This is a genomic window from Streptococcus sp. HMSC066F01 (assembly GCF_001837335.1).
Taxonomy (GTDB): domain Bacteria; phylum Bacillota; class Bacilli; order Lactobacillales; family Streptococcaceae; genus Streptococcus; species Streptococcus oralis_S.
This window is the reverse complement of record NZ_KV832076.1, coordinates 1-22,423: the sequence shown is the minus strand read 5'-3', so window position 1 is coordinate 22,423 and position 22,423 is coordinate 1. Positions and strand designations below refer to the sequence as shown.

Below are 22,423 nucleotides of genomic sequence, written 5' to 3'. Positions count from 1 at the left end.
AAGGAGAATTGTGATGAAAAAGATCCCATCTCAAACTGAGAAAAAAATGATTTATGGTATCCGTTCCTTGAAGAACGGAACTGGTTCTGTCCTTATTGGTGCTAGCATTGTCTTGCTTTCTGCTACAATGCCAACTATTTCAGCCAACGAAAACCTTCCTCAAACTCAGGAAAATACCAGCGCTGTGGCTAAGGCTCCTACTGAGACTGAAACGAGTCAAACTCAAACGGAAACGCCTATTTCTGAACAAAAGAATGCAAACGCTTCCCTGGACGCTAAAAAAGAAGCTCCAGCTGTGGAAACTACTACAGCGCCAGAAACACCCAAAACAGAAGATGCTACTACAAGCCAGCCTAACAGCAAGGAAGAGAAAGTAGATGCCAGTACTTCGACGTCAACTTCAGATCAAAAACCACAAGCTGACACATCTTCTGAAGAACCCATCGCAGACAACCACTTCCGTATCCATGTAAAAAAACTCCCTGAAGAAAACAAAGATTCTCAAGGTCTTTGGACTTGGGACGATGTTGAAAAGCCGTCTGAAAACTGGCCCAATGGAGCCAAGTCCTTCAAGGATGCCAAGCAAGATGACTACGGCTATTATCTAGATGTCAAACTCAAAAATGAGCAAGCCAAGAAAGTCAGCTTCCTCATCAACAATACCAAGTGGGATAACCTGACAGGGGACCGTTCTGTAGAGCGCCTCTCTCCAAAAATGAATGAGTCCTGGCTAGATGAAAACTACAAGGTATACAATTATCGCCCTCAACCAGCAGGAACTATTCGTGTCAACTACTACCGCACCGATGGCAACTATGACAAAAAATCTCTTTGGTATTGGGGCGATGTCAAGAACCCAAGTAGCGGAGAATGGCCTGACGGTACTGGCTTTACCGCAACTGGAAAATATGGCCGTTACATTGATATCCCACTCAATGAAGCTGCAAGAGAATTTGGATTTTTATTACTAGACGAAAGCAAGAAAGGCGATGATGTGAAAATCAGAAAAGAAGATTATAAATTCACTGATCTAAAAAATCACAGTCAGATTTTCCTCAAAGATGATGACGAAACCATCTACACCAACCCCTACTATGTGCACGATATCCGCATGACTGGTGCCCAACACGTGGCTAAATCTCGTATCGAAAGCAGTTTTTCTACCCTCGTTGGAGCTAAGAAAAACGATATCCTCAAACACTCCAGCATCACTGATTACCAAGGGAATAAAGTAGCTATCACAGACGTGGAAGTGGATGAGGCAGGTAAAAAAGTGACCTACATCGGCGACTTCTCTGACACTCAACACCCTTACACTGTCAGCTACAATTCAGACCGCTTTACCACACGTTCAAGCTGGCGCCTCAAGGATGAGTCCTACAGTTACGATGGTCCACTCGGCGCAACTCTAAAAGAAGATGGCAAGCGTGTTGACCTCACCCTCTGGTCTCCAAGTGCTGATAAGGTTTCCGTTGTTGTCTATGACAAGAAAGACCCTGAAAAGGTAGTTGGAACTGTCGCCCTTGAAAAAGGAGAAAAAGGAACCTGGAAACAAACTCTGGATGCAAACTCTGGTCTCGGTATCAGCAACTACACTGGCTATTACTACCACTACCAGATCGAGCGCCAAGGTAAAACTGTCCTCGTTCTTGACCCTTATGCCAAATCATTAGCGGCTTGGAACAGTGACCTAGCAAAAACAGATGCCGCTCATAAGGTCGCTAAAGCTGCCTTTGTCGATCCAGCGAAGTTAGGTCCGCAAGACTTGACCTATGGAAAGATTCGTAACTTCAAATCACGTGAAGATGCCGTTATCTATGAAGCTCATGTACGTGACTTCACTTCGGATCCTGCCATCGCAAAAGACTTGACCAAGCCATTTGGTACCTTTGAAGCCTTTATCGAAAAATTAGACTATCTCAAAGACTTGGGTGTGACTCATATCCAGCTCCTTCCAGTCTTGTCTTACTACTTTGTCAATGAATTAAAAAACCAAGAACGCTTGTCTGCCTATGCTTCAAGCAACAGCAACTACAACTGGGGATATGACCCTCAAAACTACTTCTCCTTGACTGGCATGTACTCAAGCGATCCTAAGGATCCAGAAAAACGTATCGCCGAATTCAAAAACCTCATCAACGAAATCCACAAACGTGGCATGGGGGCTATCTTGGACGTGGTCTACAACCATACTGCAAATGTTGATATTTTTGAAGATATTGAGCCAAACTACTATCACTTTATGGATGCAGACGGAACTCCACGTACTAGCTTCGGAGGCGGCCGTTTGGGAACTACCCACTACATGTCTAAACGTGTCTTGGTAGACTCCATCAAGTATCTGGTTGAAACCTACAAAGTAGATGGTTTTCGCTTTGATATGATGGGTGACCACGATGCGGCTTCAATCGAAGAAGCTTACAAGGCTGCACGCGCCCTCAATCCAAATCTTATCATGCTAGGTGAAGGCTGGAGAACCTATACTGGTGATGAAAATACGCCTGTACAACCTGCTGACCAAGATTGGATGAAGAAAACAGATACTGTCGCTGTCTTTTCAGACGACATCCGCAACAACCTCAAGTCTGGCTATCCAAACGAAGGTCAACCTGCCTTTATCACAGGTGGCAAACGCGATATCAATACCATCTTTAAAAATCTGATTGCCCAACCAACTAACTTTGAGGCTGACAATCCTGGAGATGTTATCCAGTATATCGCAGCCCATGATAACTTGACCCTCTTTGACATCATTGCCCAGTCTATCAAAAAAGATCCAAGCAAGGCTGAGAACTATGCTGAAATCCATCGTCGTTTGCGACTTGGAAACCTCATGGTCTTGACCGCTCAAGGAACTCCCTTTATCCACTCTGGGCAGGAATATGGACGTACCAAACAATTCCTTGATCCAGCCTATAAGACTCCTGTTCCTGAAGATAAGGTTCCAAACAAGTCTCACTTGTTACGTGACAAAGACGGCAAGCCATTTGTCTATCCTTACTTTATCCATGACTCTTATGACTCTAGTGATGCTGTCAACAAGTTTGACTGGACCAAGGCTACAGATGGCAAAGCATATCCTGAAAATGTCAAGAGTCGTGACTACATGAAAGGATTGATCGCTCTTCGTCAATCTACAGACGCCTTCCGACTCAAGAGTCTGCAAGATATCAAGGAGCGCGTCCACCTCATTACTGTCCCAGGACAAAATGGCGTTGAAAAAGAAGACGTGGTCATCGGCTACCAAATTACTGCTCCAAACGGTGATGTCTACGCTGTCTTTGTCAATGCGGATGATAAGGCTCGCGAATTCAACTTGGGGACTGCTTTTGCTCACTTGAGAAATGCCGAAGTTCTCGCAGATGAAAACCAAGCAGGACCAGTAGGAATCGCTAAACCTCAAGGTCTCGAATGGACTGAAAAAGGCTTGAAATTGAATGCTCTCACTGCTGTCGTTCTCCGCTTGTCTCAAGGCGGCGCCATCGTCGCTCCAGCTGTGGAAGAAAAACCAGAATTTGATCTTTCTAGCTTGGAAGTTGAACCAGAACAAGGTCAAGCTCAAAACCTAGCAGCCAATCCTGAAACTCAAGAAACTGCTGCAGAGGCTCACTCTCAGAACCTCCTTCCAAACACAGGAACTGAGAGCAAATCCCTTCTTGTCCTTGCTGGATTCAGTATCCTTGCCCTTCTCGGACTTGGATGGTTGATAAAAAACAAGAAAGAGAACTGATACTCAATGAAAATCAAAGAGTAAACTAGAAAGCTAGCCACAGGCTGCTCAAAGCACAGCTTTGAGCTTGTAGATAAGGTGAAGCTGACCTGGTTTGAAGAGATTTTCAAAGAATATAACCTAGCCCTCCTATAGAAAAAACACCCCATGGTCAGAAGAATCTTCTAGTCATGGGGTGTTGTTTTTATGATACACTTATCTATCAAATCATATATTCTACACTATAGCTAGCATCTGATAAGATACGAGCCAGGAACTGCTTGGTTCGTTCTTCTTGTGGACGACTAAAGAAATCGTGGGGATTATTTTCCTCTACGATACGGCCTCCATCCATGAAAATAACGTGGTTAGCGACATCTCTAGCAAATCCCATCTCATGCGTGACGACCACCATGGTCACACCTTCTCCCGCCAACTGTTTCAGAACATCCAAAACATCTCCAACCAACTCAGGGTCTAGTGCTGACGTTGGTTCATCCAGCAAAATGACCTCGGGCTTGACGGCAATGGCACGCGCAATTCCTATTCGTTGTTGTTGCCCTCCAGATAGTTGTGAAGGGTAGTAGTCCTTATAGGCCAGTAAACCAACTTTTTCCAAGGCAGATTCTGCACGTTTAAGTGCTTCTTCCTTGGGAACTTTACGAGCTACGATTAGACCTTCTAGAATATTTTCCAGAGCAGTTTTGTTTGCAAAGAGATTGTAGTGTTGGAAAACAAAGGCTGTTTTTTGGCGAATTTCTAGAATGTCTTTCTTGCTTAATTTGGCCAAGTCATAGGTTTTTCCTGCCAAGGTCAAACGGCCACTATCAGCTTTTTCTAAGTGGTTGAGACAACGGAGAAAGGTCGTTTTCCCCGAACCTGATGGTCCTAAAATAACGACGACATCCCCTTGGTTAACCTGGAGATTGACATCCTCCAGGACCTGCCTCTCTCCAAATGTTTTTGCGATATGTTCTACTTGTAACATCCTGTCCTCCTATACAAAACGCGCGCTAGATGCTTTCGCTCTCTTTTCTTTTTTCTCATAGCCTTTTTCTAATACATAAAAGCCCCACTGAATCAAACCACAGATCAAAATATACTGCAAAAATATTACAAAATAAGACTCAAAATACTGGTAGCCGTAGGACGCTTCTACACGAGCAATAGCGGTGATGTCCTTGATGGTCATAACAAAGACCAGGGAGGTTCCTTTGACGATATTGATCACCAGATTGGCCAAGTTAGGCAAGGCTGAGCGCAAGGCTTGAGGAAAAACAATCCTTAGATAGGCCTGGGTCGTAGTCAAGCCAATCGCATGCGCTGCCTCTAGTTGTCCCTTGTCCACCGTCAAGATAGCTGAACGCAAAATCTCCGACAAACTCCCGACTGTCATCAAACTATAAATGATAAAGGCATAGTAGAGAGGATCAAGCTTGAAAATATCAAGGTCACTTCCTATGCTTTTGAGAAATTGATTCAGCAGGCTTGGAAACAAACTATAAAAGAAGAGAATCAATAAAATCGGTGGAGTCGCTCGGATAAAGGCCAGATAGACCAGAGAAAAACTCCTCACCCCTCGAACCTTGTAAATCTGCCCCAAGGCTAAAAATAGAGCCGGTAAAAAGCTTAAGACCATAGCCACAATCATGATAATCAAGGTGATTGGCACACCCTTCAAGGTCTCCAGAAAGGTCTTTACAATATAGTCTATATCCATTTCTTACCTCCCTTTTGTTTCCAAAGACTTCTCAAGCAAACGGCTCAAGCTAGAAATAACCAAGGCAATCCCCCAGTAAAGAAGTGCAACTGCCGTATAGGTTTCCAGAGAGTAGTTCCCTAAATTGCGACTGATCAAGAGATTGCCTGCCCCCATAACATCAACAAAACCAATCGTATAGGCCAAGGCAGCATCCCGCATGAGATTGAGAATAGCGGTCGTTATATTGGGAAGAGCAACTTGAAAAGCTTGAGGAAAAATGATTCTCCAAAAAGTCTGACTTAGAGTCAAACCAATACTAAGCCCGGCCTCTGTCTGCCCCTTTGGAATAGCTTGATAGGCCGCCTTGAAGACCTCGGCAACAATAGCCGCAAACAAGAGAATCATCGTCAGGAGAACAAAAATAGTTTTAGACCAGTTGTTGATATCCAAACCAAGCCACCATTTCAGAAATTCTGGCAAGCCATAAAAGACTAGAAAAAGCAAGACAATCGGCGGTGTACAACGTAGGGTAAAGATATAGCCTTTGGAAATCGCTGCAAAACTCTTGTCTTCTCCTACTTGTGCCCAGGCCAAGAGACCTCCAAAAAGGGATCCAAGAAGAGTGGTAAAAAAAAGAATGGACAAGGTCATAGGAAGTGCCTGCCATAAAGTCGGCAAAAACTGAAAGACCTTGGAAAAATCATAAGAAACCATGCAAAACCCTTTCTAGTCTTGGAATTTCTGGTCTAGTCTTTGTCTACGTAACTAAAGACATCTTCTTTAAAGTATTGCTGAGATAGCTTAGCAAGCGTGCCATCTTCTTTCAACTCTTTGATTGCTTTTTCGTATTCTTTAGCGAATTTCTCACCCTTTTCATCACGGTGAATCAAGGGATAAGTTGGAATGCCCTTGTAAGGGAACCAGCTGAGTTTATCCGCATATTGGTGGTAAGGGCCATCTTCTGCGGTAACTGCTTTTTCAAAGGACAGTTTGATATCAAAGAAGGCGTCATAACGTCCTTCTAAGACCCAGGCATAGGCATCTGCCACTTTAAAGGATTCAGCTGCTGTTAGCTCAATCGGTGCATCCTGATGTTTTTCATTGTAGCTGGTGATAACATTCCATTGAGCATTCTGTGGAGAGATGGGAACCAATTTCCCTTTATTCTTAGCAAAGTCATCAATGGTTTTGTATTTCTGTTCATCTTCTTTTCTGACAGTAAATCCGATGATGCTCGCTCCGACTGGTTCAGATGGAATGACAAACTTTTTAGCTCGTTCATCTGTGTACCAAGCTCCCTTGGTTCCGATGTCATACTTACCTGATTCCAGACCAATCAAGAGGTCATCATCACTGGTACCCGTATATTCAAATTGATAGTTTGCCAACTTCTCATCAACAGCCTTCAAAACAGCTACCTCATAACCATCTGATTCCCCTTTTTCATTGACAAAGTCATAAGGTACATAGTTTTGTGTATGGGCAACCTTCAAGGTTATAACTTCAGCAGACGAAGCCATTTCTCCATCCTTGGCTGGAGCACCAGCTAAACTTCTCCCGATAATCGTTGCCCCAATTACTGCAACCACTGCTACACCACCGATAATCCATGCTTTTTTACTCATCTTTTTCTCCTTTAGTTTTCAAGCGCTTCTCTCACCCACTGGATACGTTCAACTGCGATATCACTTGGAATGGTACAATCTGCCCCAAGTACCAAGCCCTGTTCCCCAGCTTCTGCAACTAGTTTCTTTGCTTCAGCCTGAATGGCATCCTTGCTACCAGTATACAGTAAGCCTGTCTTGCCATTTTCAAATCCTCCAAGAACCGTACGTCCCTTGAAAATCTCACGACCTTCCTTGAGAGTGATTCCCTCTGGTCCTACAGCCCAGTTAAAGACTTGGGCTGGATAGTCTGCAAAAAGGTGAATATCATTTCGCGCTCCCTCGTAGCCACAGATATGAAGAACTGTGACTCCACCAACAGCACTAGCTGCTTCCAGAACCGTTATCTCGCTAGGTGCAATGACGGCTTGATAATCTGCTGCCGACACTCGTTGATCTTGGATACTCTGCACGCTGAGATAGATTCCATCAGCACCAGCCTCTTCGATAACAGCTCGGCTGAGACTCGCAATATCCTCTGCAATCACATCCAACACCTTCTTAAGAGCTTTAGGATCTTCCACCAAAAAATCAGCAATGAGGTCATCGCCACCAGACACTTCCCCCAGCAGCCACTTGAGATAGGTCACAGGAGCAAAAATATTGTAAATCGCAACGATATCTTCTGTAAACTCTTGCTTGATTTTCTTAACCAAGTCCACCTGCTCTTTTATCCAAGCATGATCTGGTCCGAGTGGTTGAATGGCTGCCAATTCTTGAAGTGATTTTCCTTTGGCAATCGCTGGATTTGGATAAGCAAAGTAGCCATCACTCATGAGTTTGATAAAGTCTGGCTGAACTTCTCGTATAAAGCGCTTATGGCCCTCAATATTCTTCTCGATAATGACTGGATTTGAGAAACCGTGTAGCCATTCGTCTTCGGATGTGAAATGGTGCCAAAAGCCAACTGGCACACGTTCAACCTTTTCACCTCTAAATGCTTTTAAAACCCATTCTTTTTTTTCTGACATTCTTATTCTCCATTTCTTACTTTTTCAACTAATAAACTGCTTGCGATATCATTCGAGCGTAGAAAGGGGAGACTGGACCTGGAAAAATCCTGAACTCCACGACATCTCTCTCCATTTTTGCAGTGCCCATTTTTTACAACACTTATGGCAACCAAAGCCAGCAAACCGACAACTGCAATGAAGATGCCCCATCTTTTACTTTTCATAGCTCCTCCTTTTAGAGAACAGCTGCCTGCCGAATCCAGTCCAACCTCTCTAAGTCAAAGTCATCTGGAACAGTACAGTCAGCTCCCAGAAGAACTCCTTTACTACCAGCTTCAGCCAGCAACCGCCTTGTTTCATTTTGCAATTCCGCCTTGGAACCTTGATAAAGCAAGCTTTTCTTGCCATTTTCAAATCCACCTAAAACGGCCTTGCCTGGAAACAACTCTTGCCCCTGTGTCAAACTAACATCCTCATGGTGGGTCGCCCAGTTGACCACTTGAGCTGGATAGTCCTTAAATATCGTCACATCATTGCTCGCACCTTCAAAACCACAAATATGGAGGATATTGATCCCACCCACCTGATTAGCTGCTTCCAAAATCACTATATTGCTCGGTTCGATATAGGTTTGGTAGAGTGCTTGTGTGATGCGCTCATCTTGAATTTCCTGGGTGCTAAGATAAATCCCATCGACTCCACCTTCCTGGATGATTTTCTGAGTTAGGATAGCAATATCTCCTGCAATCACATCTAGAATCGCTCTAAATTGCTCAGGATTTTCAAGCAATAGATCAGCTACTTCCTTATCACCTCGCGAAGTTTCTGTACGGAACCAGCGCTTGAGGTAAGAGATCGGTGAAAAGATATTGTAGAAAGAAGCAATCTCTTCGGTAAAGGTCTCTCGAATCGCTTGTACCACTTCCACCTGTTGCTGAATCCATGGGTGTTCCTCACCAATCGACTCAATAGAAGTCAGCTCCTGAATGCTTGCAATCTTAGGACTATAGACATTACTTGGATAAAGGAAAAAACCGTCGCTCATAATTTTGACAAAATCAGGGCGAATCCTTTCTACATAGTTGCGATGCCCGTCAACACTTTTTTGAAAGATACGTGGATTATTTAATCCCTGCCCCTTTTCTTCGAGTGTTACAAAATGAAACCAAAATCCCACAGGAACTCTTTCCACTTCATCGCCTCGGATCGCTCTAAAGACTAGATCTCTTTTACTTGCCATACCTCTCTCCTTCCATTTGAATTGAAACCATCTTACCACTCCTTTTCCCCTTTTCCCAATATATATTGACTATCAACTCGATTAGAAATTTTTATATCAATAAAGAAAAAATCCCTGAAAAGCTTGATGTTACTAGCCTTTCAAAGATTCACTTTATTTTCATCTATTTTTCAAAAAGGAGTTGATATAGATTTTCTATCAAGCCGATTGGATTTTTTTATATCTATCTTCATTCCCAAATTAAGTACATAATTTTATCCTAATACCAAATTACTAGTGAAAAATTTATTTTCTCTCGATATTCCCTTGCACAAATCCCGTGAAAACGCTACAATATTAGTAGACTATTATTAGGAGGATGGGATTATGAAAATATCCAAAGTTACCATTACAATTGCTTCTACACTTGCTTCCGTCATTTTACTGACTGGCTGTGGCACAAATTCGGCAAATTCACAGACAACACAAAGTAGTACATCTGATAATCAGGTTACAATGACCTATGATCAGTTGCGTTCAAGAGAAAATACTATGTCAACTCTTTGGTATCAAAAAGCAGCTGAAACCAAGGCACTCTATCTACAAGGCTATAATGTCGCTACTGATCGTTTGAAAGAACTACTAAAAACACAGACAGATAAACCCTACTCTATCGTTTTGGACTTGGACGAAACCGTATTAGACAACAGTCCTTATCAAGCACAAAATGTCAAAGACGGAACAGCATTTACCCCAGAAAACTGGGATGTCTGGGTAAAAAAGGCCGCAGCCAAGGCTGTACCAGGTGCTAAAGATTTTCTCCAATTTGCAGACCAAAACGGTGTCCAAATTTACTATGTATCTGACCGCACGATAGATCAGGTAGATGATACGATCAAAAACCTAGAAAATGAAGGAATTCCTGTACAAAGCCGCGATCATCTCATGTTCTTAGAAAAAGGCGTCAAATCTAAAGAAGGTCGTAGACAAGCAGTCCAAGAAAAAACCAACTTAGTCATGCTACTAGGAGACAATCTTGTGGACTTTGCAGAGTTTTCAAAGACCTCTGAAACTGAGCGCGACCAAAAATTAGAGGAATTACAAAAAGAGTTTGGTGAGAAATTCATCATTTTCCCTAACCCAATGTACGGATCATGGGAAAGCACTGTCTACAATGGTAATAAATTGGATGCCAAGGGTCAAACTGAAGAGCGCCAAAAAAACTTACAAGGTTTTGATAAATAAAATAAGAGATCTATCTACCAGTTTACACCAACCACAAGATATCGTATTTACGAGAATATCAAAAAAAGACGATTTCCAAACGGAGATCGTCTTTTTTGCTATTTTATCTTGTACTTGGTATAAACTAGTATATATTCCACTAGATAGTATGCTCTACCCCTTGTACCACTTCCACCTGTTGCTGAATCCATGGGTGTTCCTCACCAATCGACTCAACCGATTAAATTTTTTTATAACCCCTCTTTCATGGCAAAGTAAGCACGTATTTTGGGCGCCACTTGCGTGCCGAAGAGTTCAATAGCTCTCAAAACTTGATCATGTGGCATAGAACCAAGCGGTAGATGGAGCATGAAACGGTCCAAGTCTAAATCCTCAATCATGCGAATCAATTTTTCTGCTACCTGATCTGGATTTCCCACAAACATGGCACCATTTGGACTAACTTGCTCCAAATATTGCTCATAGGTCAACTCCTGCCAGTGTGGACGGTCCTTGGAAATCGCATCAACCACTTGCTTAGTCGGATGGAAATAATCTTTTACAGCCTGTTCGCCATCCTCAGCAATCCAACCCCAAGAATGAGCACCCACTTTCAGGTCTTTATCCGCATGACCGGCATCCCTTCCAATCTCACGATAAGCTTGAATCAATTTTTTAAAATAACGCGGATTACCACCGATAATGGCATAGACAATCGGCAGCCCTGCCCGAGCAATCTTCACTGTTGATTCGACATGGCCACCTGTCGCCACCCACAATGGCAATTTGTCCTGAACTGGACGGGGATAGACTTCTTTTCCAGCAATGCTTTGGGTCAATTGACCTTGCCAGTCTATCTTGGTCTTTTCATTGACTAACTGGAGCATGTCTAATTTCTCATCAAAGAGAGCTTCATAGTCTTTCAAGTCATAGCCAAACAGTGGGAAAGACTCGGTAAATGAACCACGCCCAGCCATAATCTCTGCACGTCCATTTGACAAGGCATCGATGGTAGCATATTGTTGGAACAAGCGAATCGGATCCATACTCGAGAGTATGCTGACTGCACTCGTCAAACGAATTTTCTTGGTATTGACTGCACCAGCTGCAAGAACAATCTCTGGCGCCGATACCGCAAAGTCCTCCCGATGATGCTCCCCAATCCCGTACACATCCAAACCAACCTTATCAGCCAGCTCTATCTCTGCCACCAGCTGACGAATGCGTTCATCATGACTGTAAAGTTGCCCAGTCGCTTCCAGAGCTGTTGTTTCACCAAATGTTGAAATTCCTAATTCTACCATCCCGTTTCCTCGCTATCTCTTTTAGTTTTAGGGTATTTTATCACTAATTAGTTTTATTTTCAATACATTTGCTCATTAGAAAAAGTCTAGATGAACTAGACTTTCTTAGCTTATTCTACTGTTACTGACTTAGCAAGGTTACGTGGTTTGTCCACATCAAGGCCACGGTGGAGTGTTGCAAAGTAAGCGACCAATTGCGTTGGTACGACCATTGAGATTGGTGAGAGGTAAGGGTGGACGGTCGTAAGGACGATATCGTCTGTCTCTTTAGCAACATTCTCTTCTGCAATAGTGAGAACCTTGGCACCACGGGCTGCGACCTCTTGGATATTTCCACGAGTATGGTTAGCAAGGACTGGATCTGACAAGAGGGCCAAGACAGGCGTTCCTTCTTCAATCAAGGCAATGGTCCCGTGCTTGAGTTCTCCTGCTGCAAAGCCTTCACACTGGATGTAAGAAATCTCTTTTAGCTTAAGACTGGCTTCCATGGCTACGTAGTAATCTTGACCACGTCCAATGTAAAAGGCGTTGCGTGTTGTTTCAAGAAGCTCATGAACTTTAGCATCAATGGTTTCTTTTTCAGAAAGAGTTGATTCGATAGACTGAGCTACGATTGACAACTCATGAACCAGGTCAAAGGCTTGCGCTTTAGCATTGCCGTTTGCTTCTCCGACTGCTTTTGCAAGGAAGGCAAGTGCTGCGATTTGTGCTGTGTAGGCCTTGGTTGAAGCCACAGCAATTTCAGGACCCGCGTGAAGCAACATAGTATGGTTGGCTTCACGTGAAAGGGTTGAACCTGGCACGTTGGTCACTGTCAAGCTCGGGATTCCCATTTCATTAGCCTTGACCAAAACCTGACGGCTATCCGCTGTTTCACCAGACTGGCTGATAAAGATGAAGAGTGGTTTTTTGCTGAGAAGTGGCATACCATAGCCCCACTCAGATGAAATTCCAAGTTCAACAGGTGTATCCGTCAACTCTTCCAGCATCTTCTTAGAAGCAAATCCTGCGTGGTAAGATGTCCCAGCTGCAAGGATGTAGATGCGATCTGCATCTTGAACAGCCTTGATGATAGCTGGATCTACAACAACTTGACCTGCCTCATCCGTGTAGGCTTGGATGAGTTTACGCATAACCGTTGGTTGCTCGTCGATTTCCTTGAGCATGTAGTAAGGATAAGTTCCCTTACCGATATCAGACAGGTCAAGTTCGGCAGTGTAGCTAGCACGCTCACGACTGTTACCATCATAGTCTTGAACTTCGACGCTGTCAGCCTTGACGATTACCAACTCTTGGTCATGAATTTCCATGTATTGGTTGGTCTCACGAATCATGGCCATAGCATCAGAGCAGACCATGTTATAGCCTTCTCCAAGACCAATCAAAAGTGGCGATTTGTTCTTAGCGACATAGATGACATCTGGATTTTCAGAGTCAATCAAGGCAAAGGCATAAGAACCACGGATGATGTGAAGGGCTTTTTTGAAGGCTTCAAGAACTGACAAACCATCTTCTTCTGCAAATTTCCCAATCAAGTGAACAGCGATTTCCGTATCTGTTTGCCCCTTGAAGTGGTGACCGGTAAGGTATTCTTCCTTGATTTCAAGGTAGTTTTCAATCACCCCGTTATGCACCAAGACAAAACGTTCAGTCTCAGAGCGATGTGGGTGAGCATTGTCTTCCGTTGGTTTCCCGTGAGTCGCCCAACGCGTATGTCCGATACCAGTTGTTCCCTCAACACCTGCTGTCTTGGCAGACAATTCTGCGATACGACCGACAGCCTTGACTAGATGATTTTCAGCACCACCTAGGACAAAAATTCCCGCAGAATCATAGCCACGGTATTCGAGCTTTTCAAGCCCTTGAATCAAAATATCAGTTGCATTTGTGTTTCCAACAACGCCAACAATTCCACACATAGTATATACGACACAGACCAGCTGTGCTTTCTCCTTAAATTGGTATAGTCTAATTCTCGCTTTACGGAATCAGCAAAAACAGTATATACTTGTTTTTCTCACTTGTCAAGAATAAAAATTGGTATAGTTTTTCTATCTGGTATTTTATCAAGATTTCACTTGATACCTGACAAGTCGGTATCAATTACTTATAATAAGGGGAGGAGGTATTTGCCATGTGGTTTTTCTTCGCACTTTTATCAGCTATCTTTGCAGCCTTAACGTCAATTTTAGCCAAGATTGGGATTGAAGGAGTCCCATCCAATCTAGCAACCGCTATTCGTACAGTCGTCGTCATTCTTATGGCCTGGGCCATGGTTTTCTTGACCAATAGTCAGACCGAAATTGTCAACATCAGTAGAAAAAGTTGGCTCTTTCTCATCTTATCTGGCTTGGCCACTGGCGCCTCCTGGCTCTGCTACTACAAGGCCTTGCAGATGGGCAATGCGACTGAGGTATCTGCTGTCGATAAATTCAGTCTCGTCATTACCCTCGTTCTAGCCTTTTTCTTCCTACAGGATGTCCTGACGTTTAAAACAATTATTGGCTGTATCCTGATTACGATTGGGACCTTGGTGATGATATTGTAATAAAAAGTGAGATGAACACCATCTCACTCTTTTTATTCTTAAAATCCATTACGGTCGCTGAGTTCCTTGAACCAGTGGCCTGATTTCTTCAGACGGCGTTCTTGTGTTTCCAAGTCTAATTCAACCAAACCATAGCGGTTTTTATAGCTATTGAGCCATGACCAACAGTCGATAAAGGTCCAAATCAAGTAGCCCTTACAATTGGCTCCGTCTTCAATCGCACGATGGAGTTCACGAAGATGCCCTTTGACAAAGTCGATACGATAGTCGTCCTGAATCATGCCATTCACACGGAATTTATCTTCACCTTCAACACCCATGCCATTCTCTGTCAGCATCCACTCGATATTGCCATAGTTTTCCTTGATGTTTTGGGCGATATGGTAAATCCCTTGCTCGTAGATTTCCCAACCACGGTGTGGATTAATTTTACGGCCTGGCATGACATAAGGCTCATAGAAATGCTCTGGCAAAAGCGGGCTATCAGGATGTTTAGCAAAACGTGGAGCCATGACGCGCAAAGGTTGGTAGTAGTTGACTCCAAGAAAGTCTACTGTATGTTCACGAATGAGGTTCAACTCTTCTGCTGTAGAATCTGGCAGCAAATCATGCCCAGCTAAAATCTCCACTAATTCTTCTGGATAAGTTCCCAAGACAGATGGATCTAGGAAAGACTGGGCTTGAAAGAGATCCGCAATACGAGCGGCTTTCACATCCGCAGGATGCTGGCTACGTGGGTAGGCTGGTGTCAAGTTGAGGACAATCCCAATCTTAGAATCAGGCAGGACCTCATGACAGGCCTTCACCGCAAGACTACTAGCCAGTTGTGTGTGATAGGCTACCTTAACCGCTGCTTTGGCATCTACCTTATGAGGATAGTGGGCATCATAGAAATAGCCAAACTCTACAGGTACGATGGGCTCGTTAAACGTAATCCATTGGTCCACCAAGTCACCGTAAGTCTCAAAACAAAAACGAGCATAGTCTTCATAGGCTGAGACGGTCGCCTTATTTTCCCAACCATCCCCATCTTCTTGCAGGGCAAAAGGCAGGTCAAAGTGATAGAGATTGACTAAGAGACGAATGCCCTTGGCCTTAATGGCTTCAAAAACCTGACGGTAGAAAGCCACACCTTGTGGATTGACTTTTCCACGGCCTTGTGGGAAAATGCGAGACCACTGGATAGAAGTACGAAAGGCTGTATGACCTGTTTCTACAAGAAGCTCAATATCCTTTTCCCAGTTTTCGTAAAAAGTCGATGTTTTGTCAGGTCCAATTCCATTGTAGTAACGATTTGGCTCTACTTGGAACCAATAATCCCAGAGATTGTCTCCCTTTCCGTCGCCAGGCACTCTTCCTTCTGTCTGCGGTCCAGAAGTAGAGGAACCCCAGACAAAATCCTTTGGAAATTTTAACATACTTATACCTCTTAACTTGATGATGTATTCTTCACTCTCATTATATAGAAAAAACAAGGTAAAAACTAGTTACATTTTTGCCTTGTTTTTCTTCTGATTATAGTTTTTATTTCTTGCTTAGGATTTCAAGGGTTTCGAGCAAGTTGTCTGCGTGAACTTCAATGGTGTCACCAGTTGCCTTGATCTTAACTTCTACGATACCATCAGCTGCTTTCTTCCCAACAGTGATACGGATTGGAAGACCAATCAAGTCGCTATCGCTGAATTTAACCCCGACACGTTCGTTACGGTCATCTGTCAAGACTTCGTAACCTTTATTTACCAAAGCTTCTTCGATACGATTTGTCAATGAAAGACTTTCTTCATCCTTGACATTAACTGGAATCAAATGCACATCGAATGGCGCCAATTCTTTAGGGAAGTTAACTCCCCAAGCGTAACGGTATTCACCTTTTGGAGTTTTGTTAACAAAGAGGCGAGCGTGTTGCTCCATAACTGCTGAGAGAAGACGACTAACACCGATACCATAACAGCCCATGATGATTGGGATCGCACGGCCGTTTTCGTCCAAAACATCTGCACCCATGCTTGCTGAATAACGAGTTCCGAGTTTGAAAATATGACCAATCTCGATACCACGCGCGAAGTTAAGAACGCCTTGTCCGTCTGGTGAAATTTCACCCTCACGAACTTCGCGGATATCCACGTATTCTGCAGTGAAATCACGACCTGGGTTCACACCCGTCAAGTGGTAACCATCTTCGTTAGCCCCCACAACAGCATTGCGAACATCTTGTACCTTACGGTCTGCAATGATTTTCACATTTTCTGGCAAAGCAACTGGTCCAAGCGAACCAAAGCCTGCTGGGACGGCACTTGCTACTTCTTCCTCGCTCGCAACATCAAAGAAATCTGCTCCCAAGTGGTTTTTCAACTTGACTTCATTGAGTTGGTCATTTCCAACTAGAAGGGCTGCAACAAGCTCACCATCTGCCATGTAGAAGAGAGTTTTAATCGTTTGCTCTTCTGGCACGTTAAGGAAGGCTGCCACTTCATCGATGGATTTAACACCTGGAGTTTCGACGCGAGTCACTTCTTCTTCCGCAACGACACGGTTACTTGGTTTGTACTCGTTTGTTGCCATTTCTAAGTTAGCTGCATAGCTAGACTCACTTGAGTAGGCAATAGTGTCTTCACCAGAAACCATCCATTTGAGCAATTCTGCCTTGATTTCTTCTTGCACTTCTGCAGGAATTTCATCAAATGAGGCAACTGACTTGTCTAAGACAACCCAGCGGTCGAGGTCTGTACGGGCTGGTGTAATGGCCATAAATTCTTGGCTATCCTTACCACCCATAGCGCCACCATCACCGATGATGGCCTTGAAGTCCAAGCCACTACGAGTAAAAATACGTTCATAGGCTGCCTTGTACTCGTCATATGTCACATCCAAACTATCGTAATTAGCATGGAAACTATAGCCGTCTTTCATGATAAATTCACGCGTACGGAGAAGTCCGTTACGTGGACGTTTTTCATCACGGTATTTCGGTTGGATTTGGTAAAGGTTAAGTGGCAATTGCTTGTAAGATTTCACAGAGTCACGAACAATAGCTGTAAAAGTTTCTTCGTGTGTAGGACCTAGGATAAAGTCTGACTTTTCACGGTTTTTCAGTTTATAAAGGTCTTCACCATAGGTTTCATAACGACCTGATTCACGCCAAAGATCGGCACTGAGAAGGGCCGGAGCCAACATTTCCACCGCACCAATCTTATCAAACTCTTGGCGCATAATGTTTTTAGCCTTTTCAATCACACGGTTAGCGAGTGGCAGGTAAGAATAAACACCGGCAGAAACTTGACGAACATAACCAGCACGCAACATAAGGGCGTGGCTGATAACTTGAGCATCGCTTGGCATTTCGCGAAGCGTTGGGATTAGCATTTTACTTTGTTTCATAATATTCCTCGATTATCTAAAAAAAGAGTCGCATAATGTCATTCCAGGTTACAGCTAGCATCAAGACAACCATGATAACTACACCAGCCATGGTGACATAGGTTTCAATTTCTTGTTTAAGGGGTTTCCGGCGGATAGCCTCTAGGATATTGAGCACAATCTTTCCACCATCCAAAGCCGGGATAGGAATCAAGTTAAAAATTCCAATATTGATGGAAATCATGGCTAGGAAGTAGAGGACATTCTCAATTCCATTTTTAGCAGCATCGCTACTTGCCTTAAAAATGGCAACGGGACCACCGAGTTTGTTCAAATCTGGATGGAAAATCAAGTTTTTCAGAGCCGAAAGGATACGGAGCCCCGAGTCAGCAGCGGTTGTAAATCCACCAACAAACATGGATAGAAAGTCTGACTTGATCCCCGGTTGAACCCCAAGAATATAACGTCCTTGATTTTCTTCTGGCGTCACAGTGACTTGTTTTTCGCTACTATTTTCAGAAATGGTCACATCCAAGGTCGGGGCTGTCTTGTCCTTGGTATCTGCTTCCACAGCCTGGGTCAAGTCTTGCCAATTCTTAACCTCATGCGAGCCGACCTTGGTAATTTGAGCGGTCTCAGCTACACCTACCTTAGCCAAAGCTCCCTCTGGCATGACATGAAAGAGATTGGTCTGAGTATCTCTAACACCGCCTTGCAAAAAGATCAAAATCCAAAAAACAACAACACCTAAGATAAAGTTATTCATAGGACCTGCAAAGTTGGTGATGAGCTTACCCCAGATAGAAGCATTTTGATACTGTACATCCAGAGGAGCGATGCGCACTTCGGTTCCATCTTCTTCAACAACCGTTGCATCATGATCCACTGTAAAAGTCTTTTCTTCTTCCAGGACCAAGCCTTTAATAAAGAGCTTGTCTTCAAAGTCAAACTGAGTTACCTGCATAGGAAGAGCCGTTTGATCCAGTTTCTTCCCTGAGAGGTTGATCCGTTTGACCTTACCATCCTCTGCAAGTGTTAAACTGACCGGAGTTCCTGTCTTGATCTCTGTCGCATCATCACCCCAGCCTGCCATACGAACATAGCCTCCTAGAGGAAGGATTCGAATGGTATAAGCAGTGCCATCCTTACCGATATGAGAAAAAATCTTGGGCCCCATACCAATGGCAAATTCACGAACTAAAATGCCTGATTTCTTGGCAAAATAAAAATGTCCAAACTCATGCACCACCACAATAATCCCAAAAACGAGGATAAAGGTTAGCAATCCAATCATTCAATATTCCTTTCTTTAAAACAGGCCGAATAAGTGCATCATTGGAAACACAATCAGCATGCTGTCAAAGCGATCCAACACACCGCCATGTCCAGGGATAAATTTTCCAGAATCCTTGACACCGAAATGGCGTTTCATAGCACTCTCAATCAAGTCACCAAACTGACCTGCCACACTGAAGAAGGCAGCAAAGAGACTCATTCTATAAATCCCATAAGGAAGAGCAACTGTGCTGTCCACTAACATGAAAATCACTGTTATCAGTACCGCACCTAGAATGCCCCCGACAAAGCCCTCAATACTCTTATTAGGAGAAACTCTCGGAGCCAGCTTATGTTTACCAAAATTCATCCCTGTCAGGTAGGCTGCGCTATCTGTCGCCCAAACGATAAAAAGAGCCAAAAGTACCTTGTCAAAACCTGCCACCCGAGCATCTAGTAAGGCATTAAAGCCAAAACCAACATAAAAGCTCACAGCAATTGGAAAAGCGGCATCTTCAATCGTATAGTTTTTACTGAAAACGGTCGTCCCTAGCATTATGGTAATCAGAACACTGTAGGCAACCACATTTCCATCAACAGGCAAAAATGTTAGGTAATTTTCCAAAGGAACTGTGAGAGCGAAGGTCGCAAAAAGAGTCAAAGCACCCTCAATGGTCATAGTCTTTAGCCCCTTCATGTGCAAGAGTTCATGGACGCCTAGCATGGCTAACAAGCCAATTCCTATCTGCAACAAGAGCCCTCCTGCAAACAAGACTGGAAGGAAAATTGCCAGGGCCAATACCGCAAACAATGTTCTCTTTTGTAAATCCTTGGTCATATCTTCTCCTAAACTCCTCCAAAACGGCGATTGCGATGGTTAAAAGCAGCAATAGCTTCCTGCAAGGCGGCTTCATCAAAATCAGGCCACAAGGTATCCGTAAAGTAAAGCTCGCTATAAGCTGCTTGCCATGGCAAGAAATTACTTAAACGCAACTCACCACTCGTACGGATAATCAAATCAGGATCCCGCAAATCCTTTGGCAGGTGTTGCGTGAAAAGATAGTCCCCAATCATATCTTCTGTGATGTCACCAGGGTTTATTTTAGCATCTAGAACATCTTGAGCCAAGCCCTTAAGAGCCTGCGTAATTTCAGCACGGCCACCATAGTTAAGCGCAAAATTGAGAATCAAGCCCGTATTGTTCTTAGTCAATTCCTCTGCTTTTTTCAAAGCTTCAAAAGTCGGCTTAGGCAAACGATCTGTCTCCCCAATCATCTGAATCTTAACGTTATTTGCGTGCAATTCAGGGACGTAGTTATCATAAAATTCGACTGGCAAGTTCATGATAAACTTGACTTCTTGATCTGGGCGTGTCCAATTTTCCGTTGAAAAGGCATAAACCGTGATGACCTTAACTCCCATCTTGTTAGCTGCCTTGGTCACTTTTTGGAGGGCTTCCATCCCTGCTTTATGACCAAAAACCCGTGGTTGCATCCGTTTTTTAGCCCAACGACCATTCCCATCCATGATGATGCCAATATGAGCAGGAACCTGTGTTGGAACCTCGACTTCTACAGCTTTATCTTTCTTAAAAAATCCAAACATGTTCTTATTCCTATTCAAAAATCTATCGTTTCATTATACCATATTTCCCTATTTTCTTCTATTGCTAAGTTATTAGCTCTCCGTAAAGACAAAAAATAAGCCGCCTGATTGGGCGACTTAGTTTTATAGGGAGATTATTATGAAAAAGTTTTAGGAGTTTAAGTTAAGTTCCTCTTAACTTATGAACCTAGTATACCGTCCCTAACTTAAATTTTTCTTAAGTTTTTTGAGAAAGTCAGATTTTTCCATTTTTCTTGCCAATTTTTCTTGGACAAGCGTTCTTGATAGAGCTTCATTCGGTCTTCATTCTCTAAAAAATGAGGAGTTGGGGAAATCTGAAAGTTCAAAATATCCTCTAAACCATAAGGCGCAAAGATCTCTAAAGTTGCGTCGGCATGCAAGCGAAGGCCTATCGCCGTACAGCGTTCAGGATACTTACTCATAGCATCACGAGAACTCGTGTAAGGCGCAGTGTGGGGACTGTGCTGATGCATATAGACCTGATTTTTCAACTCCCACTGATACTGAGGAAAATCTTCTCTCAGTTTTTTCTCTATGGATACTGTTTCCTCATAAGAAATATCTGGATCAAAGAAAATCACATCCACATCCGTCTCACTATCAAAAGGCGATTTATCAGACAAGAGATTCCAGATGAAATTCCTGACAGAACCTGCCGCCAACCACGAATCTTTCAGATCAAGATCACGAATGATGGTCAGAATAGTCATCATATCCAGATTTTCTCTGAAAGCATCTAGAATTTCTTGCTCATTTTTCATTGTATTCATAACCTAAATGCTCATATGCCTTAGCAGTCGCCACCCGTCCAGACCTTGTCCGCATGATAAAACCTTTTTGGATGAGGTAAGGTTCGTACATGTCTTCAACCGTCTCACGCTCCTCGGCAATATTAACGGAGAGAGTACCTAAACCGACAGGACCACCACCGTACATCTCAATCATGGTACGAAGGATTTTCTGGTCCACATAGTCCAAACCTTCATGGTCTACATCCAGCATAGTCAAGGCCTTATCCGTAATGACATCATCAATCAAGCCATCGCCCATAATCTGCGCAAAGTCACGCACGCGCTTGAGGAGACGATTAGCGATACGAGGAGTTCCTCGACTGCGTAAGGCCAACTCCGAAGCTGCCTCATGGGTGATTTCCATCTCAAAAATATCTGCTGTCCGCTCAACAATCTCTGTCAAGTCAGCGTGGGCATAGTATTCCATATGACCTGTAATCCCAAAACGTGCCCGCAGAGGATTTGAGAGCATCCCCGCACGTGTCGTAGCCCCAATCAAGGTGAATGGTGGCAAGTCCAAATGAACACTGCGACTGCCTTCACCAGCACCAATCATGATATCAATGTAGAAGTCTTCCATGGCACTATAAAGCACCTCTTCCACCGACATGGGCAAGCGATGAATCTCGTCAATAAAAAGGACGTCTCCAGGTTCCAAATCATTCAAAATGGCTACCAGATCACCCGCTTTTTCAATGACAGGACCAGACGTTTGCTTGAGATTGACTCCCAGTTCATTGGCAATGACAAAGGCCATGGTCGTTTTCCCCAAACCTGGAGGCCCAAATAAGAGCACATGGTCCAGCGCTTCATCCCGCATTTTGGCAGCTTCGATAAAGATTTGCAGCTGGTCCTTGACCTTATCCTGACCTATATATTCACGTAAATATTGGGGACGGAGGGTACGTTCTACCAACTCCTCATCCCCCATGATCTCATTATCTAAAATTCTACTCATGGCTCTATTATATCAAAAATCCAAGTCACAAACAAAAAAGCCACCTGATTGGGTGGCCTCTTTAGGGAGATTATTATGAAAAAGGTAAAATAA

Annotated in this window: 19 protein-coding genes; 3 read left to right on the top strand and 16 right to left on the bottom strand. The window is 43.5% G+C overall.

The window, feature by feature from the left end:
• Positions 1 to 13: 13 nt before the first annotated feature.
• Positions 14 to 3,730, top strand: coding sequence for a pullulanase (locus HMPREF2655_RS02475; protein ID WP_070837439.1), 3,717 nt, complete (start codon positions 14 to 16; stop codon positions 3,728 to 3,730).
• A gap of 202 nt (positions 3,731 to 3,932) precedes the next feature.
• Here HMPREF2655_RS02475 and HMPREF2655_RS02470 read toward each other — a convergent pair whose 3' ends face one another.
• Genes HMPREF2655_RS02470 through HMPREF2655_RS02440 form a run of 7 tightly spaced genes read right to left on the bottom strand, consistent with a single transcriptional unit; the run spans position 3,933 to position 9,268 of the window.
• A complete protein-coding gene (locus tag HMPREF2655_RS02470; protein WP_000942251.1) occupies positions 3,933 to 4,697 on the bottom strand; it encodes an amino acid ABC transporter ATP-binding protein in 765 nt (254 codons plus the stop codon).
• Between the two features lie 9 nt (positions 4,698 to 4,706).
• Positions 4,707 to 5,429: an amino acid ABC transporter permease gene (locus HMPREF2655_RS02465; RefSeq protein ID WP_065371548.1), complete on the bottom strand. Its 723-nt coding sequence runs from the start codon at positions 5,427 to 5,429 to the stop codon at positions 4,707 to 4,709.
• A 3-nt stretch (positions 5,430 to 5,432) separates the two neighbouring features.
• The gene (locus HMPREF2655_RS02460; protein WP_070837437.1) at positions 5,433 to 6,125 is read right to left on the bottom strand and encodes an amino acid ABC transporter permease; all 693 of its coding nucleotides are present in this window, start codon (positions 6,123 to 6,125) and stop codon (positions 5,433 to 5,435) included.
• 32 nt (positions 6,126 to 6,157) lie between these two features.
• Positions 6,158 to 7,036: a transporter substrate-binding domain-containing protein gene (locus HMPREF2655_RS02455; RefSeq protein WP_000036995.1), complete on the bottom strand. Its 879-nt coding sequence runs from the start codon at positions 7,034 to 7,036 to the stop codon at positions 6,158 to 6,160.
• An 11-nt stretch (positions 7,037 to 7,047) separates the two neighbouring features.
• Positions 7,048 to 8,046 carry a uroporphyrinogen decarboxylase family protein gene (locus tag HMPREF2655_RS02450; RefSeq protein ID WP_070837435.1) on the bottom strand — a complete coding sequence of 333 codons (999 nt, stop codon included), beginning with the start codon at positions 8,044 to 8,046 and terminating at the stop codon, positions 7,048 to 7,050.
• A gap of 2 nt (positions 8,047 to 8,048) precedes the next feature.
• The gene (locus tag HMPREF2655_RS02445; RefSeq protein ID WP_000837738.1) at positions 8,049 to 8,252 is read right to left on the bottom strand and encodes a hypothetical protein; all 204 of its coding nucleotides are present in this window, start codon (positions 8,250 to 8,252) and stop codon (positions 8,049 to 8,051) included.
• Between the two features lie 11 nt (positions 8,253 to 8,263).
• Positions 8,264 to 9,268: a uroporphyrinogen decarboxylase family protein gene (locus HMPREF2655_RS02440; protein WP_070837433.1), complete on the bottom strand. Its 1,005-nt coding sequence runs from the start codon at positions 9,266 to 9,268 to the stop codon at positions 8,264 to 8,266.
• A gap of 366 nt (positions 9,269 to 9,634) precedes the next feature.
• Between HMPREF2655_RS02440 and HMPREF2655_RS02435 the strand changes: the two genes are divergently transcribed.
• Positions 9,635 to 10,492 (top strand): 5'-nucleotidase, lipoprotein e(P4) family, encoded by an 858-nt coding sequence (locus HMPREF2655_RS02435; protein ID WP_000703383.1) that lies wholly within the window; start codon positions 9,635 to 9,637, stop codon positions 10,490 to 10,492.
• 230 nt (positions 10,493 to 10,722) lie between these two features.
• On the opposite strand, the gene HMPREF2655_RS02430 is transcribed toward HMPREF2655_RS02435, so the two are convergent.
• Positions 10,723 to 11,775: an LLM class flavin-dependent oxidoreductase gene (locus tag HMPREF2655_RS02430; protein WP_070837431.1), complete on the bottom strand. Its 1,053-nt coding sequence runs from the start codon at positions 11,773 to 11,775 to the stop codon at positions 10,723 to 10,725.
• Between the two features lie 110 nt (positions 11,776 to 11,885).
• Positions 11,886 to 13,694, bottom strand: a complete 1,809-nt coding sequence (glmS, locus tag HMPREF2655_RS02425; RefSeq protein WP_070837429.1) for a glutamine--fructose-6-phosphate transaminase (isomerizing) — start codon at positions 13,692 to 13,694, stop codon at positions 11,886 to 11,888.
• A 215-nt stretch (positions 13,695 to 13,909) separates the two neighbouring features.
• Between glmS and HMPREF2655_RS02420 the strand changes: the two genes are divergently transcribed.
• The gene (locus tag HMPREF2655_RS02420; protein WP_000264208.1) at positions 13,910 to 14,323 is read left to right on the top strand and encodes an EamA family transporter; all 414 of its coding nucleotides are present in this window, start codon (positions 13,910 to 13,912) and stop codon (positions 14,321 to 14,323) included.
• Positions 14,324 to 14,361: 38 nt separating this feature from the next.
• Here HMPREF2655_RS02420 and HMPREF2655_RS02415 read toward each other — a convergent pair whose 3' ends face one another.
• The 7 genes from HMPREF2655_RS02415 to ruvB form a co-directional block, all read right to left on the bottom strand.
• A complete protein-coding gene (locus HMPREF2655_RS02415; RefSeq protein ID WP_070837427.1) occupies positions 14,362 to 15,741 on the bottom strand; it encodes a glycoside hydrolase family 1 protein in 1,380 nt (459 codons plus the stop codon).
• Between the two features lie 106 nt (positions 15,742 to 15,847).
• On the bottom strand, positions 15,848 to 17,701 hold the full coding sequence (locus HMPREF2655_RS02410) for a proline--tRNA ligase (RefSeq protein WP_070837425.1): 1,854 nt from the start codon (positions 17,699 to 17,701) through the stop codon (positions 15,848 to 15,850).
• Between the two features lie 16 nt (positions 17,702 to 17,717).
• Positions 17,718 to 18,974 (bottom strand): RIP metalloprotease RseP, encoded by a 1,257-nt coding sequence (gene rseP, locus HMPREF2655_RS02405; RefSeq protein WP_070837423.1) that lies wholly within the window; start codon positions 18,972 to 18,974, stop codon positions 17,718 to 17,720.
• 15 nt (positions 18,975 to 18,989) lie between these two features.
• The gene (locus HMPREF2655_RS02400) at positions 18,990 to 19,793 is read right to left on the bottom strand and encodes a phosphatidate cytidylyltransferase (RefSeq protein ID WP_000159119.1); all 804 of its coding nucleotides are present in this window, start codon (positions 19,791 to 19,793) and stop codon (positions 18,990 to 18,992) included.
• 8 nt (positions 19,794 to 19,801) lie between these two features.
• Positions 19,802 to 20,560: an isoprenyl transferase gene (locus HMPREF2655_RS02395; protein WP_000466705.1), complete on the bottom strand. Its 759-nt coding sequence runs from the start codon at positions 20,558 to 20,560 to the stop codon at positions 19,802 to 19,804.
• A 206-nt stretch (positions 20,561 to 20,766) separates the two neighbouring features.
• Entirely contained in the window at positions 20,767 to 21,351 is a 585-nt protein-coding gene (locus HMPREF2655_RS02390; RefSeq protein WP_042902949.1) for a nucleotidyltransferase family protein, read from the bottom strand.
• A complete protein-coding gene (ruvB, locus tag HMPREF2655_RS02385; protein ID WP_083321214.1) occupies positions 21,332 to 22,330 on the bottom strand; it encodes a Holliday junction branch migration DNA helicase RuvB in 999 nt (332 codons plus the stop codon). Before ruvB ends, HMPREF2655_RS02390 begins: the two co-directional genes overlap by 20 nt.
• Positions 22,331 to 22,423 lie beyond the last annotated feature (93 nt).

Bases quoted from the DNA above. Each gene is read 5' to 3' on its own strand.
- HMPREF2655_RS02475 (WP_070837439.1), top strand. From the start codon at position 14: ATGAAAAAGATCCCATCTCAAACTGAGAAAAAAATGATTTATGGTATC.
- HMPREF2655_RS02470 (WP_000942251.1), bottom strand. From the start codon at position 4,697: ATGTTACAAGTAGAACATATCGCAAAAACATTTGGAGAGAGGCAGGTC.
- HMPREF2655_RS02465 (WP_065371548.1), bottom strand. From the start codon at position 5,429: ATGGATATAGACTATATTGTAAAGACCTTTCTGGAGACCTTGAAGGGT.
- HMPREF2655_RS02460 (WP_070837437.1), bottom strand. From the start codon at position 6,125: ATGGTTTCTTATGATTTTTCCAAGGTCTTTCAGTTTTTGCCGACTTTA.
- HMPREF2655_RS02455 (WP_000036995.1), bottom strand. From the start codon at position 7,036: ATGAGTAAAAAAGCATGGATTATCGGTGGTGTAGCAGTGGTTGCAGTA.
- HMPREF2655_RS02450 (WP_070837435.1), bottom strand. From the start codon at position 8,046: ATGTCAGAAAAAAAAGAATGGGTTTTAAAAGCATTTAGAGGTGAAAAG.
- HMPREF2655_RS02445 (WP_000837738.1), bottom strand. From the start codon at position 8,252: ATGAAAAGTAAAAGATGGGGCATCTTCATTGCAGTTGTCGGTTTGCTG.
- HMPREF2655_RS02440 (WP_070837433.1), bottom strand. From the start codon at position 9,268: ATGGCAAGTAAAAGAGATCTAGTCTTTAGAGCGATCCGAGGCGATGAA.
- HMPREF2655_RS02435 (WP_000703383.1), top strand. From the start codon at position 9,635: ATGAAAATATCCAAAGTTACCATTACAATTGCTTCTACACTTGCTTCC.
- HMPREF2655_RS02430 (WP_070837431.1), bottom strand. From the start codon at position 11,775: ATGGTAGAATTAGGAATTTCAACATTTGGTGAAACAACAGCTCTGGAA.
- glmS (WP_070837429.1), bottom strand. From the start codon at position 13,694: ATGTGTGGAATTGTTGGCGTTGTTGGAAACACAAATGCAACTGATATT.
- HMPREF2655_RS02420 (WP_000264208.1), top strand. From the start codon at position 13,910: ATGTGGTTTTTCTTCGCACTTTTATCAGCTATCTTTGCAGCCTTAACG.
- HMPREF2655_RS02415 (WP_070837427.1), bottom strand. From the start codon at position 15,741: ATGTTAAAATTTCCAAAGGATTTTGTCTGGGGTTCCTCTACTTCTGGA.
- HMPREF2655_RS02410 (WP_070837425.1), bottom strand. From the start codon at position 17,701: ATGAAACAAAGTAAAATGCTAATCCCAACGCTTCGCGAAATGCCAAGC.
- rseP (WP_070837423.1), bottom strand. From the start codon at position 18,974: ATGATTGGATTGCTAACCTTTATCCTCGTTTTTGGGATTATTGTGGTG.
- HMPREF2655_RS02400 (WP_000159119.1), bottom strand. From the start codon at position 19,793: ATGACCAAGGATTTACAAAAGAGAACATTGTTTGCGGTATTGGCCCTG.
- HMPREF2655_RS02395 (WP_000466705.1), bottom strand. From the start codon at position 20,560: ATGTTTGGATTTTTTAAGAAAGATAAAGCTGTAGAAGTCGAGGTTCCA.
- HMPREF2655_RS02390 (WP_042902949.1), bottom strand. From the start codon at position 21,351: ATGAATACAATGAAAAATGAGCAAGAAATTCTAGATGCTTTCAGAGAA.
- ruvB (WP_083321214.1), bottom strand. From the start codon at position 22,330: ATGAGTAGAATTTTAGATAATGAGATCATGGGGGATGAGGAGTTGGTA.